Consider the following 13,502-nt stretch of genomic DNA (forward strand, 5'->3'; position numbering starts at 1 on the left):
CTATTAAATTTACTATACTTTTGCTCATTTGTATAGGAAATTCGTCACATTATTCAGCATTTCCCGACAAATTACTCGCAACATCGACTTTTACAAGCTCTTGAGGGGCTTCAATGGATGCTTGAGGTTCAAACGTGACCGATCCAATTTTACGGAATTTCTCATAACGATCCTGTTTCAGCTGATCCCCGCTCCAACCCTTCATATCGTCGAGATGACGGACCAAAGCTTCACTAATGAAAGCAGCAGACGCTTCATAATCCCGATGAGCACCGCCGCGTGGTTCAGGGACAATCTCTTCAATGACTTCCATCTCCAACAGGTCTTTGGCTGTTATTTTCATTGCTTCAGCCGCCTGATCTGCCTTGGATGCATCCTTCCAGAGAATCGAAGCAGCGCCGTTCGGAGAGATTGCAGAATAGATCGCATGTTCCAGCATCAACACACGATTACCCACAGCCATAGCGAGGGCACCGCCGCTTCCACCTTCGCCGATGACCACAACAATAACAGGAACCGATAGCTTCGCCATTTCCATCAGGTTGCGAGCAATCGCTTCCGATTGACCTCTCTCTTCTGCAGTATTACCCGGATACGCACCTTTAGTATCAATAAACGTAATAATAGGACGGCCAAATTTGTTCGCTTGTTTCATCAGACGAAGTCCTTTTCGGAAACCTTCTGGATGAGCGCTACCGAAGAAGCGGGCGATATTATCCTTCGTGTCTTTCCCCCGCTGTTGTCCGATTACCGTTACTGTCTTTCCATTCAACTTGGCAAGTCCGCCAACAACCGCAAGATCGTCTCCGAACATGCGATCACCGTGCAGCTCAATGAAGTCCGTAAATATCAGCTGGATCAGGTCCAGCGCCGTTGGGCGCTGCTGATGACGGGCCAGATGCATCTTCTGAGCTGCTGTTATGCCAGTGTAGATCTCTTCTTCAAGTCTATGGTAACGTTCTTCCAGGCGGGCAATCTCGTCCGTGAAGTCGATCCCTTTTTCCTGTCCAAACTGTACGAGTTCATCAATCTTTTTGCGCATCTCAACCAGAGGCGCTTCATATGGCAACTCACCCGCCATTTAGACCCCTCCTTTTTCACTATGCATATCCAGAAGCTTGCCAAGAGTGGCCCGAAGCTCTTTCCGGTGCACAACCATGTCCAACTGACCATGTTGCATATTAAATTCAGCCGTCTGGAAATCATCAGGTAACTTCTGACGGATCGTCTGTTCGATAACAATTCTGCCGGCAAAACCAAATACAGCGCCAGGTTCGGCAATGTTAATATCGCCCAAGCTCGCAAAACTTGCCGAGACTCCACCTGTCGTTGGGTCCGTAATGACCGAAATGTACAGCCCGCCCTGTTCATCTAAACGGGATAAAGCTGCGCTTGTTTTGGCCATTTGCATGAGGCTAAGAATACTCTCTTGCATCCGGGCACCACCTGATGTTGAGAAAATAATCAATGGTAAGCGTTTCTCTGTGGCATGCTCAATGGCACGGGTAATTTTCTCCCCTACAACAGAACCCATGCTGCCTGTGAAGAAATCAAAGCTCATGACAGCCACAACTACAGGCAGGCCATCAATGGTTCCTTCCCCTGTAATTACCGCTTCCTTCAGGCCCGATTTCAGACGCTGTTGTTCCAATTTGTTGCTATATCCAGGAAAGCCAAGTGGATCAACCGATATCATATCAGCATCAAACTCAACAAATCCTTGATCATCAAGTACCATAGCAATGCGCTCCATAGCGTTAAGACGCATATGGTAACCGCAGGCAGGACATACTTTCAGATTTTTCTCCAATTCCTTGCTATATTGAATCGTGCCGCATTTGCTGCACTTGTTCATAAGCCCTTCAGGTATTTCACGTTTTGGGCGTTCTAGGACTTCCTGGCCTTCGCCGGGAAGTGCACGCTCGGAAGGTATGGTAGCGTACTTCCGTTTCTTCTGGAATATATCTTTGAACACAACTACACCTCTCCAGCCGTTGATTTGATGGCCGCAACCTGCAGAGCGCTGCTTGTGGCAGCTTCATCCGCGTGTTACGGTAAACCGCTTACGACCCACACGCTGCCATGGGCCTTGTCCAGCATTCACAACAAAAAAATCCGCCGGTACAGGGCAAGGATCACCGGCTTCTGTCAGCACGATTGATGTTACCTGCAAAAACCGAAAGATTGTTGCGCCGATGTTTGAATCTATCTTGGTAGGGTCTCCGGGAGCAACCAGATCGGTCCTTGTCCTAACAAAAAAAGAAGGAAGGACAGCAGCATACAATACATGCAAGTCGATTCCTCTCTCCGCTTACGCGATTAGTCCCTTATGTACCGATGGTACTTCTTCATCTGCCAAGGCACGTTGATGTCGAACAAATCAGGAATGCAGAATGGAATTCAACACTTCCTGGACCTCTTCCAATTCCCCAGAAGGGACGCGAATCTCAAATTGCTGCTTGGATAAACTGATGGGACGGGTCTGTACCAGAAAACCTTCTTCCGAAAGCTTGGTCTTGATCTTGTCCGCAACCTTTGCTGTCGGTGCAATGTAAATCACCGTCCACATGCCTTGTCCGCCCCCTAAGCTAATGTTCAGAGCCCGTATATTGGACTAATGATAACATACCTCACTTTTTTTCTGCAAGAAAGGGTTCGGGACCTTTGGGGAGAATTTGGGATCATGAGGGACATTAGTCCCCCACGAATAACTCATATGGTTGACGAAATCTTCTTGTTCATACCTCTTCCATAAGCACCCGTAAGCTTATCAGGGCAGCGTCAGCCGCCCTTGAAGACCTTCATATGAGCCATTAGATTGACCATAGCAGACAAGCATGGAAATACAGGGGGTTAAAGGTCTGAGGGGTATTTTTTGGCTTTAATATTTTTGTGTGCAATCCGGGCAGAAGCCGCAGCGGCCACCCCTGCGACCAGATCATCCAAAAAGACATGAATGGCTGTTGTGTGTTCGTTCAAATCATGAATTACACCTATTTTTTCTTTATCCAGGTAACCAAAGCTGGTTAAACCAATCATACCATACACATGAGTAATGCCGAGGGCCAGAGTCTCGTCCACTCCATACAGGGATTCATCCGCTTCCATAATAGCCTGTAACGGTTGGGGCAAGAGTTTTTTCTCCGCAAGTTCGTCGAGAGCAATACCCGTATAGAGCGTATATTGCACCTCTCGTTTCTGCAGAACGGATTTCACGCTGGTTACACAGTCGTCCATGGTCAGTTCGGGGTGGTACCCTTTTTGCAGACGGTATACAATTGCTGCGATTGCATCAATCCGTACACCCCGCCGGGCCAGCATGGCTTCTACGATTTCATATGACATATCTCGACCTCCCGCATCAATCCCCCAAGGACCGCGAGGTCCTTCGGTGTTCTCAAGTGTATGCAGCAACCTGTTAAAATGTTCATAAAATGTGCGGATGGTTAAAACCAGTCGCACCCTAAACCTGTTTCAGGATTGTACATTCCGCTCTGGTCTGTAGCTGGCCTATAACAAGCCTGCAATTTGTTTGTTTAAACCCTGTCGTCAGGGAACCGCGCTCGCACTAAAATAATCAAAAAAAAACCTGTTCAGCATTGAGCCAAACAGGTTTAATACTATGGATAAGTGATCACTTACGGGACAGCCTCTTATTTAATTTTGACTGTGCCTTCACCCAGCATTTTCTCCATCTCGGAGAACAAGGTTGGCGATGGCTTAATCCGGTAGGCATCACTCAGCGCCAGCAGCTTCTGCTGCTGCTCATAGAAGAGCACTGTCGCCACAGGTCCGGGATGCTCCTGAAGCAGCTGCTTCAGACGTGCCAGAAGCTCAGGCTTCTCCGCATGTGGGGCAATCTTCACGAACACCCGCTGCTCCACGGCCCGCGGTTCGCGGCTCTGGTCTGGGCTGCCTGCCGCCTCAGCGGCACCGCCAGGCCGGGAAGCCGCCGCCGTGGCTGCGCCCGTACCCGCCGCATCGCTGCGCGTCGCTGCCGAGCCTTGGCTCCCGCTGCTGCGCACAGCGGATGCATCCCCGCCTGCGCTGCTGCGCTGCGCTTCGGCTCCTGCGCCCGCTGGCCGCCGCGGCGAAGCCGCCTGCGCCGGGCGCGAAGAGCTGCCGCTGCCGGGCTTACCGCGCCGGTCACGGCTGCGCAGCTGCTGTTCCAGTGCCGCCGGTGACAACGGCGCCACTTCCTCAGCCAGCAGCTTAAACCCTTCGTCCTGCTGCTGTACTTTGGCACGCACGACGAGCAGTTCGCCTTTCCCGACATGCTGCTGGCTACGCCGCCATACCTCGGGAAAGAGAACCACTTCACAGCGTTCAATCTGGTCTTCCAGCTCCATGAACGCCATAGCCTTGCCCTGTTTCGTCGTAATCGACTTCACGGACACAACCATACCCGCGGCGACGGTCATCGTGTCGTCTGCCGCCTCGGTCAGCTCCATGATCCGGTCAGCCCCACTCGATTCCAGCACATCTTCATAGTCATCCAGCGGATGCCCGGAGAGATACAAACCTAACAACTCACGCTCTAGCTCCAGTTGCTGCCCTGAGGAATAAGGAGGAATTTCCGGGTATTCGATCTCCCAGTTTGGCGTCTCAACAAAGTCAAACAATTGAATCTGCAGATCCTCGCGCTCCTTGCGCCATTTCAACGCAGCTTCAACAGTCTCATCCAGCATCGCCAGCAATTGGGCCCGGTGCCCAGGTAATGTGTCAAAAGCTCCGGCCTGGATCAGCGATTCAATCACACGTTTGTTGCATACACGCAGATCCACACGACGACAAAAATCGAGCAAACTGTCGAACGGTCTCTCCTGCCTTACGATCATAATGCTTTCCATTGCCTGGGTACCGACATTTTTCACAGCGGCCAGACCAAATCGTATTGCACCCGTTAATTTTTCCTCATCCGGACTATCATTAGACACTGCAACGTTCTTCTCCGCGGTGGACAGTTCCCCATGCTCCGTGCGGGAAGAAGACGCCTCTTGTCCTTCGTTATTACCATTTTCCATTGAAGAAGCCGTCACCAATCCCGGTTCCTTCCGGTTGTCGGATGCCTCAGGCATGGTTGTCGCTGCCTGCCACTCATATCCGCCACTGTCCTCTTCCGGTCCAGGACCGGGATCATCCGGCAGAGGTGCTTCACCATATTCGGCTTGTTCCGAATGCCCATCATGCTCATGAACGCGATCTTCCCTGAAGGAACTCCCGTTACCATTCGTGGCATGTTCTTCGGCAGGGCTTCCAGCGTCATTCTCTGCATCTGCTCCCGCAGTCTGCTGCGATGCATTGCTCTGATCCCCGGCTCCTGCGCTGCCGGACGGCACAAATACAGGGGTAAACAGAATACCGCTCTCATTCACATCCGGCGGAAGCACCTCCATGTCCATACGCCGACATTCCACCACGTATTCTGCCACTTTCCGATGACTGCCCATTACAGCTGTTAACATGGATGCCATAAAATGAACCGGATAATGCGCCTTCAGATAAGCCGTCTGGAACGCAAGCACACCATATGCCGCGGCATGAGCACGCGGGAAGCCATAGTTGGCAAACTTGACGATCATATCATAGACCAAGTCTGCCTCTTCTTCGCTATACCCTTGTTTCAGGCTGCCTTGTACAAAGTGTCCACGCTCCAGATCCAGCACTTCCCGTTTCTTCTTGGAGACCGCTCTGCGAAGCAAATCTGCCTCACCCAGCGAGAAACCCGCCATCCGGGAGGCTATCTGCATGATCTGTTCCTGATACACGATGATACCGTACGTATCTTTCAGGATAGGCTCCAGATCCACATGGGGGTAATCCACTTCAATCTGTCCATGCTTGCCCTGAATGTATTTGGATATGAACTCCATCGGACCCGGACGGTACAAGGCAAGTACAGAGATTACATCTTCAAAACTACTTGGTTTCATCTCTTTCAGCACACGGCGTACCCCGGCAGATTCCAGTTGGAATATGCCCATCGTGTCCCCTCGGCCAAGCATCTCGTACGTTAACGGATCATCATCGGGGATAAGACGGAAATCCGGAATTTCTCCATGTTCCCCAATCCAGCGTACACACCGTTCAATGATTGAGAGGGTACGCAAACCAAGAAAGTCCATCTTAAGCAGCCCAATAGACTCCAGGTTTTCCATGGAATACTGGGTTAACGCTGTCCCTTCACTGCCCTCCTGAAGTGGCACCGCATCGGTCAGCGGGTCACGGGAGATAACCACTCCCGCTGCATGCGTCGAAGCATGGCGTGGCATACCTTCGACCTTCATCGCCATATCCAGCAGCTCACGTGTCTTAGGCTTGGTTTCATACAGCGCCTTCAGTTCAGGCGTAGCTTCCATGGCCCGCTCGATGTTAATACCAAGCTGCGCAGGAATCAGCTTTGCAGCCTTGTCCACTTCACCATAAGGCACATTCAAGGCCCGCCCAACATCACGTACGGCTGCCCGAGCAGCCATCGTTCCAAACGTGATAATCTGGGCGACATGGGCTTTGCCATATTTATGCGCGACATAATCAATGACCTCATCCCGCCGTTCATCGCTGAAGTCAATATCAATATCCGGCATGGAGATCCGCTCGGGATTCAGGAATCGTTCGAAGAGCAGGTTGTATTTCATCGGATCAACATCGGTAATATGCAAAGTGTACGCGACCAGACTACCTGCGGAGGAGCCCCGGCCTGGTCCAGTAACAATGCCTTGTTTATGCGCATAGGCGATAAAATCCCAGACAATCAGGAAATAATCCGAGAATCCCATGCTGTCGATTATACCCAGCTCATACGCCAATCGTTGTTCGAGTTCGGATCGAAGCTCTGCATCTGTCCAACGTGTGGACTGCGCATAACGCTCCTCCATTCCTTCTTCGCACAGCTGACGCAGATACACCGAAGGGCTGAGTCCATCAGGAAGCGGTCTGTATTCCGGCAAAATCGATTTGCCGAATTCCAGCTTCAATTCACAGGAATCCGCAATGCGGACGGTGTTCGCCAGAGCTTCCGGTACATGAGGAAACAAACGAGCCATCTCTTCTTCACTTTTCAGATAGAGCTGATTGGTTCCAATTCGGAGCCGATTCTCATCATCCACGGTCTTGCCTGTTCCGATACAGATCAATACATCCTGAAGCTCCGCGTCCTCTTCGGACAGGTAATGTGCATCATTGGTGGCTACAAGCGGAATCTCCAGCTCGGCAGCCAGTTTAATCAACTGCGGATTTACCCTTTTTTGCTCCGAAAGCCCATGATCCTGAAGTTCCAGATAAAAGTCGTCACCAAAAATATTTTTGTAGCGTAACGCCGCACGTCTCGCCTCTTCTTCTCGTCCATGCAGTAAATGTTGTGGTACTTCACCACCAAGACACGCACTTAGACAGATAATGCCCTCGTGATGGGCAGCCAGACTTTCCATATCTACACGGGGTTTGTAATGAAAACCTTCGAGATGTCCAATCGAGCACAATTTCATCAGATTACGGTAACCCGTCATATTTTTGGCTAACAAAATCAAATGATGAATCGGTTGATCCTTGCGGCTTCCCCGCTCTTTGCGGGACCCTGCTGTCATGTATGCCTCGCACCCTATAATCGGCTTGATGCCTCGTTCAACGCAGGCTTTATAAAAAGGAATTGCACCATACATCACGCCATGGTCGGTCAGCGCAAGTGTCGTCATTCCGAGATCTGCAGCCTTATTCACGAGATCCGGAATACGCGCAGCGCCGTCCAGCAAACTGTATTCGCTGTGAACGTGCAAATGCACAAAAGAACTCATGTTTTTTTCTTCCTTTCGCCGCAGATAGTCGCAGCATCGATCTTCTGATCCGTCTGCCACCCTATCTATCTCATATATATGAATTAAATAAATAAAAAATGGAATCCCCTTATTAGATTTCGTGACAACCTCTTAAAAGGAGACTTTATTATTCTATTTTATCATAACGTTCGGGGGCACGCCCATACAATAGAAGTACAAGCCGCTCCCCCTGTGACAGACCGAAGACAGGAGGTGTGCTGCTAGGTCTGAAAGGGGTGTTGCCAGTGAGCACATTTTTGTCCAAAGCCATTCTTGATTTCTTTATTGCGTTTGGAATCGTGCTGGGCGGCGCGATGATCGGAGGTATTGGAGCAGTGATCTCTCTTCAGCCTCCGACACAGACGATGCTCGATATTTCTGGAAAAATAAAGATATGGGCACTCGCAGCCGCTGTTGGCGGCACAATAGATCCCATGCGTGTCATCGAGAGCAATTTTCTGGATGGTAACCTGTCTCCGGCGGTCAAACAAATCCTGTATTTGATCTCTGCCTTTATGGGCGCGCATATGGGAACCGAGCTAGTGAAATGGGTGTGCGGCGGAGGCCGGAGCTAATATGAGACAGGAACAGCGTTCATGAGAATTCCGCCATTTTCCCGTTACCGCCCGCTGATGCGAATGACCGCTGTGTTTGTTCTGGGAATGATCGCTGGATGTGTCGTCTACAACGGTGTATTTCACCTGAGTTACAATGCGTTGTGGCTGAACAATCAGGAGCTGCAGCTTCAGCTGCATCAGAATGAGGAGGATATCAAAACGCTGAAAAAATACAGTAAACGCCAAACCGTTATCAAGGAAATCAAGGTCCGTGCAGAAGAATCGGATAAGGGGCCAGACGAGGCTTCTCTGAAAGTGATGTTACAGAAACTCGGAGACGAACTCGAGGTACTTCGGGGCAGAGATGTATTCAACATCGACGAGTATAGCAAAATGACGCGTATCATGCTGAATCAGAAAGTCTACTCGGTCAGGGAAAAGGAATACACCGTTCAGGTCAAAACGATGCTGGTTATGGAAGGCGTACTTCAAGTTTGGGTGCAGATTCGCATGCACGTTCCTGCGTAACAGCAAAAAACTGCCCTTGTCTGCATCTCTGCATGGTACAATAAGGGCAGTAAATGCTTTCCAGAAAAGGAGCTGCGTCTTGGTGTTCATTGATGTACTCAAATATGCTCTAATTGCCATCTTTGCTGTTGCCATGGTATTTGCAGCGTTAAACAGTATTCGTTCACACAGAAGTTCGGATGCTGCCAGCGCCGGTCTGTACCGTTCGTGGACAAATATCTGGATGGGTGGCATGCTTGTTGTGCTTGCACTGATTCTGATGTTTGTCTTCACGGGTTCCACTTTATCTGTGATTGTGGAAGCGCTATTTCTGATTATGGGTGCGTATAATGTATTCGCCGGAATACGTAACCGCAGTTATTATGCACGGCTTCAACAACGGTCCAGTAATGGATCAGGTAAAACCTCCGGACAATCTGCATGACTCGTTGAAGTGTTATCGTTGTGTCTGCAAAAAGAGAGTACATCCCCTTCATTAAGCGAAGCCAGAACCGCGCGACAGCGCAACCCGGCACAGCTTCTCGATCAGGGAGTACTCTCTTTGTCTATACCCGAGGCAACGCCCCTGCTAGGCATGGTCAATCGACTGCAATGTCATTACCGCTTTGCATACCACACTGCCTTCACGGGTAACCACAATGTCCATTTTGCACGTTCGACGACTAGTTTCCAGAATTAACGGTCGAACCAGAATCTGATCCTCAATCTGTACCGGTCGAACAAAATAAGTTGTTACATTATCCACCACATGGTCGTTCCCTGTAACATCCCAGGCTGCCCGCCGGCCAGCCTGTGTCATCACATTCAACAGAACACCTTCGGAGATCGTACCCAGATCCGTTGCCATCTGAGGAATGATGAATCCGTGAAATAACAATTCGTTCTGTTCACCGCGCTCCTCGGCAAACCCGTTCCAGATCAGATGATCAAACGTCTCTCCCAGTTGTGGCTGCTTCTGTGCATCCCGCATGGCCTGAAGCACTTCCTTGCGTGTGACGGACGCAATCAGTTTGCGGTTCCGATCCACGATTGGCAGAAAATCAATGCCTTCCCAGGTCATAATCTGGGCAGCAGAAGCAAGAGATGTCTGCAATGAGGCCGTAATCGGGCGGCGTATCACACATTTCTCAATACTTTGATCTTCTTTCAGCTCACTGACATCCTTCAGACTCACAATCCCGATGACCCGGTTCCATTCATCCACGACCGGGAAGCGATGTTCACCCGTCTCTGAAACCAACATATGAAAATCTGCGGCTGAACTGGTCACCTTCAGCACCTGCAAGCGAGGTTTCTGACCAATGATATCCTCAACAAGCATAATTTTTTTCTTAATCAGCCGGTCGAAGATCGCACGGTTAATCATTGAAGCCACCGTGAATGTATCATGTCTGGATGAAATAATCGGCAGCCCAAGCTCGTCAGCCATAATTCTTACTTCACGACTTGTCCCAAAACCACCCGTAATCAACACGCCCGCTCCCTGTTCGAGGGCAAGCGAGTGAGCATCTTCACGGTTACCTACAATCAGCAGACTCCCAGCGTCAATATAACGGGCCATTGCCTGTTCTTTCATCGCACCAATCACATACTTGTGTAGCGGTTTGGCGAGACCTTCGTTCCCCCCCAGCACATGGCCTTCCACAATGGTCACAACATCAGCAAAGGTCAACTGTTCCGACATGCCCCGAGGTCTCTTCTCGATCCGCACCGTTCCAATTCGTTCCTTGGTCACGACCAGCCCAAAGTTCTCCGCCTCTTTCACCGCACGATATGCTGTCCCTTCACTTACACCCAGCTCCCGCGCAAGTCCACGTACTGATATTTTGCTGCCAACCTTCAGTTGTTCAATATGTTGAAGTAACTGTTCATGCTTCGTTACGTTCTCTTCCTGTCCGTCCAACTGTACCACCCCCGAAGATGCATCTGTACTATACTGTATCTATTATAACACGGCTTTAGGAAAATAACCCCACCCCTACCCATTCTCACAGGCAAGTTCGCCATCTGAATTTAATCATCTGATTAACCTCTAATTCTGTATGTACCAAAAAAGACCGGACCCCTTTATGTGAAAGGGAATCCGGTCTTTTTCCAGAGGCAGAACCAAATCCGTTGGCCCTGGCATACGGATTGTAATTCTATCCTTTATACAGACTCGCTCCGCTCCTGCTTGTCCAGCAGTTTCATCTCCCACTGCCGCAGCTTCGCCCGGCGAACGGCTTCCAGTGCACGCTTCTTCTCTTCATCCACACCGAGAATAAAATGCAGATGTGCACCAACGATTAATAAGGAGAACAGCACCCATACGATGCCAAAAATATTAACCCAGTCCATTCCTCCAGCAAAGGAAATCCGCGGCAGTGCAATGACCAGCATCGACAACGCAATAAGCAGATAGATTACATGTTTTCCTTTTTTCAACCTCTTCACCATTCACAGCTCCTTCGTTCTTGATCGACTCTATATGTCTAGTCTATGAACGATAAGGAGCTAATATGAAAGGTTCAGTTAAAAAAACAAGACAACCTTTTAGTACGTGTTCAAAAAGATCAGTTTTCAGTACCGAGAAGATGGAATGAAGCTAGGCATCCTTCGTAATCAAAAGTGGACTTTTTGAACTACCTTTTTACGCTTCAGCGCCACCGTACAGATGTCCCAGACTGTCAGCAATAATTTTATTCACGTCTTCAATGATGACACTGAGGCGACGCTCCGCATCAAACAAACGACGGATGTTCAGATTCAAGCTCAGTACTTCAAACAGTTTCTCCATTTTCTCCATCTCATCCGGAGCTGGCATATCCCCGCTCATCATACGTTGTTGCAGTTCCATTTGTTGATCACGGAAGTTATCCAGCATTGCTTTTGCATCCGGATCAGCTTCAATCAGCTTCATCGCGGAAGTAATCTCTTCCACCTCGCTGCTTTCTCTCAGTGCTTTGGCCAAATCATTGGCTTTGTCATAAATGTTCACTATTATTCCTCCTCAGATTGGTTTGTTCATCCGTGTTAATACACGCTTTTCTCTCCTGTCAAACAAGGGCGATCTGAAACAGGCATCGATAACCTGCCTCGAAATCAAATGCATTTAATCCATATGGGTCAATCACCAAGGGTTATATGTCCTCATATGATGAAGCACATGCCATGTTCAGATGCCGTTCAACTTCGAGATCAGACATCAAGTTGCCGCCCGGAAGGAGATCCGTGATGTCCACTAAAAAAGTAACGATTCAGGTTACCGGCTCGGGCATCCTGCAGGACGACGTCATCATGCTGGGCGAAGGGGTGCTCAAGGCGCTTAAAATCCCTTCAGGAAGGCCGCTTCAGCTGCAATTTGGCTCTTTCCGCCGCGAAGTCACTGTTATTCCGGTACCAAAGTATGACGGGCTGCGCATCAATCAGACAGTTGCCAGCAAGACCGGTCTCGTTCCACGTTCGGTCCTGAGGGTATCCTATCGTTCAGCCAGTCGTACGCTTCGCCTTGGACCCTACATCAGTGTACTGGTTAGCCAGGATTATCCCGATCAGCCCGATCGGCCCTTTGGCTCCATCACGATGTTCTGTCAAGAACTGGTGAACGCCTGCCGTAAGCGAGGCGCCTATGTATCCTTTTTCACACCGGAGGATATTGGAGCGGTAACGGGTTATATGAAAGGCTGGGTGTATGATGACGGCTGGAAAAAGACTGTTCTGCCTGTAGCAGACGTCGTCAATAACCGGCTAACGTCCCGCAAGCTTGAGAACAAACCTAGCGTACAGCATTTTATGAAAGAAGTAAAATCGCTCTACGGCACGCAAACCTTCAATGAAAAGTTTCTGGACAAAAACGAAGTGTTTGACGCACTCAAGTCCATTTCAACGCTTAAACGAGTTCTTCCCGAGTCTCATTTGCTCAAGACGTCCGCCATGCTCAAGACGATGTGCAACCGACATCCGGTTGTATTTCTGAAGCCCGTACGCGGTTCTTTGGGTAAAGGGATCATCCGGGTCTCACGTCAGACGGACGGAAGCTTCCTGACTCTGGCGACTGGCGTCGGGGGTACCCGGAAACAAACGTATACTTCTCTGGATAAACTGTATGCCAGTATGTCTGGGAAAATGAAAACAACGCGTTATCAGATCCAACAAGGGCTGACTCTCATTGACAACAGTGGCAGACCCGTGGATTTCCGTGCGCTCGTGCAAAAGAACCGTACAGGTAAATGGAGTGTAACCTCCATCGTCGCCCGGATTGCGGGTGGGAGTCACTACGTATCCAATCTGGCACGGGGTGGAAGTCTCAGCACCGTCAAGGATGCTGTTGCCAAAACACAGTTGTCTGGATCAGCCAAAGCTTCCGCGTATGCAGGATTGCACACCGCAGCACTGGATATCGCAAAAGGGATCGAGAGTGCCATCCCTGCTCATTTTGGTGAACTTGGTATTGATCTGGCTCTGGACACCACTGGGCGCGTATGGCTGCTCGAAGTCAACTCCAAACCATCCAAGAATGATAATACACCACTGAGTGAGAGCAAGATCCGCCCTTCCGTCAAAGCCATGCTTGAATACTCTACGTACCTGGCGGGTTTTTGAAAAGTTATTCCCTATTGGAAAC

The 13,502-nt window shown here is 49.8% G+C and carries 13 protein-coding genes; 4 read left to right on the forward strand and 9 right to left on the reverse strand.

The features are described 5' to 3' along the window. Positions 1 to 49: 49 nt before the first annotated feature. The 6 genes from J2Z28_RS02485 to J2Z28_RS31055 all read right to left on the reverse strand — a co-directional run bounded on the left by J2Z28_RS02485 (position 50) and on the right by J2Z28_RS31055 (position 7,793). Positions 50 to 1,081 carry an acetyl-CoA carboxylase carboxyltransferase subunit alpha gene (locus J2Z28_RS02485; RefSeq protein WP_036609840.1) on the reverse strand — a complete coding sequence of 344 codons (1,032 nt, stop codon included), beginning with the start codon at positions 1,079 to 1,081 and terminating at the stop codon, positions 50 to 52. Beyond that, positions 1,082 to 1,975, reverse strand: coding sequence for an acetyl-CoA carboxylase, carboxyltransferase subunit beta (gene accD, locus J2Z28_RS02490; protein WP_036609844.1), 894 nt, complete (start codon positions 1,973 to 1,975; stop codon positions 1,082 to 1,084). A 63-nt stretch (positions 1,976 to 2,038) separates the two neighbouring features. Further along, a complete protein-coding gene (locus J2Z28_RS02495) occupies positions 2,039 to 2,293 on the reverse strand; it encodes a hypothetical protein (protein ID WP_036609848.1) in 255 nt (84 codons plus the stop codon). A gap of 87 nt (positions 2,294 to 2,380) precedes the next feature. Further along, on the reverse strand, positions 2,381 to 2,569 hold the full coding sequence (locus J2Z28_RS02500; RefSeq protein ID WP_017689496.1) for a hypothetical protein: 189 nt from the start codon (positions 2,567 to 2,569) through the stop codon (positions 2,381 to 2,383). 284 nt (positions 2,570 to 2,853) lie between these two features. Then, positions 2,854 to 3,345 (reverse strand): phosphatidylglycerophosphatase A family protein, encoded by a 492-nt coding sequence (locus J2Z28_RS02505; RefSeq protein ID WP_211081073.1) that lies wholly within the window; start codon positions 3,343 to 3,345, stop codon positions 2,854 to 2,856. 308 nt (positions 3,346 to 3,653) lie between these two features. Beyond that, positions 3,654 to 7,793, reverse strand: coding sequence for a DNA polymerase III subunit alpha (locus J2Z28_RS31055; RefSeq protein WP_244988068.1), 4,140 nt, complete (start codon positions 7,791 to 7,793; stop codon positions 3,654 to 3,656). A gap of 266 nt (positions 7,794 to 8,059) precedes the next feature. Between J2Z28_RS31055 and J2Z28_RS02515 the strand changes: the two genes are divergently transcribed. The 3 genes from J2Z28_RS02515 (at position 8,060) to J2Z28_RS02525 (ending at position 9,323) form a co-directional block, all read left to right on the forward strand. Beyond that, positions 8,060 to 8,389, forward strand: coding sequence for a YtrH family sporulation protein (locus tag J2Z28_RS02515; protein WP_026081169.1), 330 nt, complete (start codon positions 8,060 to 8,062; stop codon positions 8,387 to 8,389). Between the two features lie 21 nt (positions 8,390 to 8,410). Further along, positions 8,411 to 8,899 carry a sporulation membrane protein YtrI gene (locus J2Z28_RS02520; RefSeq protein ID WP_017689500.1) on the forward strand — a complete coding sequence of 163 codons (489 nt, stop codon included), beginning with the start codon at positions 8,411 to 8,413 and terminating at the stop codon, positions 8,897 to 8,899. A gap of 82 nt (positions 8,900 to 8,981) precedes the next feature. Then, positions 8,982 to 9,323, forward strand: a complete 342-nt coding sequence (locus J2Z28_RS02525) for a YtpI family protein (RefSeq protein WP_017689501.1) — start codon at positions 8,982 to 8,984, stop codon at positions 9,321 to 9,323. Positions 9,324 to 9,467: 144 nt separating this feature from the next. Here the strand turns inward: J2Z28_RS02525 and J2Z28_RS02530 are convergent, their stop codons facing one another. The 3 genes from J2Z28_RS02530 to J2Z28_RS02540 form a co-directional block, all read right to left on the reverse strand. Next, positions 9,468 to 10,802, reverse strand: coding sequence for a DRTGG domain-containing protein (locus tag J2Z28_RS02530; RefSeq protein WP_036609860.1), 1,335 nt, complete (start codon positions 10,800 to 10,802; stop codon positions 9,468 to 9,470). A 245-nt stretch (positions 10,803 to 11,047) separates the two neighbouring features. Then, positions 11,048 to 11,332: a hypothetical protein gene (locus tag J2Z28_RS02535; RefSeq protein WP_211081345.1), complete on the reverse strand. Its 285-nt coding sequence runs from the start codon at positions 11,330 to 11,332 to the stop codon at positions 11,048 to 11,050. 196 nt (positions 11,333 to 11,528) lie between these two features. Continuing rightward, the gene (locus tag J2Z28_RS02540) at positions 11,529 to 11,876 is read right to left on the reverse strand and encodes a YlbF/YmcA family competence regulator (RefSeq protein WP_036609862.1); all 348 of its coding nucleotides are present in this window, start codon (positions 11,874 to 11,876) and stop codon (positions 11,529 to 11,531) included. A 236-nt stretch (positions 11,877 to 12,112) separates the two neighbouring features. Between J2Z28_RS02540 and J2Z28_RS02545 the strand changes: the two genes are divergently transcribed. Then, positions 12,113 to 13,480 (forward strand): YheC/YheD family endospore coat-associated protein, encoded by a 1,368-nt coding sequence (locus J2Z28_RS02545; RefSeq protein ID WP_211081074.1) that lies wholly within the window; start codon positions 12,113 to 12,115, stop codon positions 13,478 to 13,480. Positions 13,481 to 13,502 lie beyond the last annotated feature (22 nt).

The sequence above is a fragment of the Paenibacillus xylanexedens genome, from assembly GCF_017874615.1.
Lineage (GTDB): Bacteria > Bacillota > Bacilli > Paenibacillales > Paenibacillaceae > Paenibacillus > Paenibacillus xylanexedens.

Excerpts from the sequence above, each read along its gene's own strand:
- J2Z28_RS02485 (WP_036609840.1), bottom strand. The coding sequence starts at position 1,081 with ATGGCGGGTGAGTTGCCATATGAAGCGCCTCTGGTTGAGATGCGCAAA.
- J2Z28_RS02500 (WP_017689496.1), bottom strand. The coding sequence starts at position 2,569 with ATGTGGACGGTGATTTACATTGCACCGACAGCAAAGGTTGCGGACAAG.
- J2Z28_RS02505 (WP_211081073.1), bottom strand. The coding sequence starts at position 3,345 with ATGTCATATGAAATCGTAGAAGCCATGCTGGCCCGGCGGGGTGTACGG.
- J2Z28_RS31055 (WP_244988068.1), bottom strand. The coding sequence starts at position 7,793 with ATGAGTTCTTTTGTGCATTTGCACGTTCACAGCGAATACAGTTTGCTG.
- J2Z28_RS02520 (WP_017689500.1), top strand. The coding sequence starts at position 8,411 with ATGAGAATTCCGCCATTTTCCCGTTACCGCCCGCTGATGCGAATGACC.
- J2Z28_RS02545 (WP_211081074.1), top strand. The coding sequence starts at position 12,113 with ATGTCCACTAAAAAAGTAACGATTCAGGTTACCGGCTCGGGCATCCTG.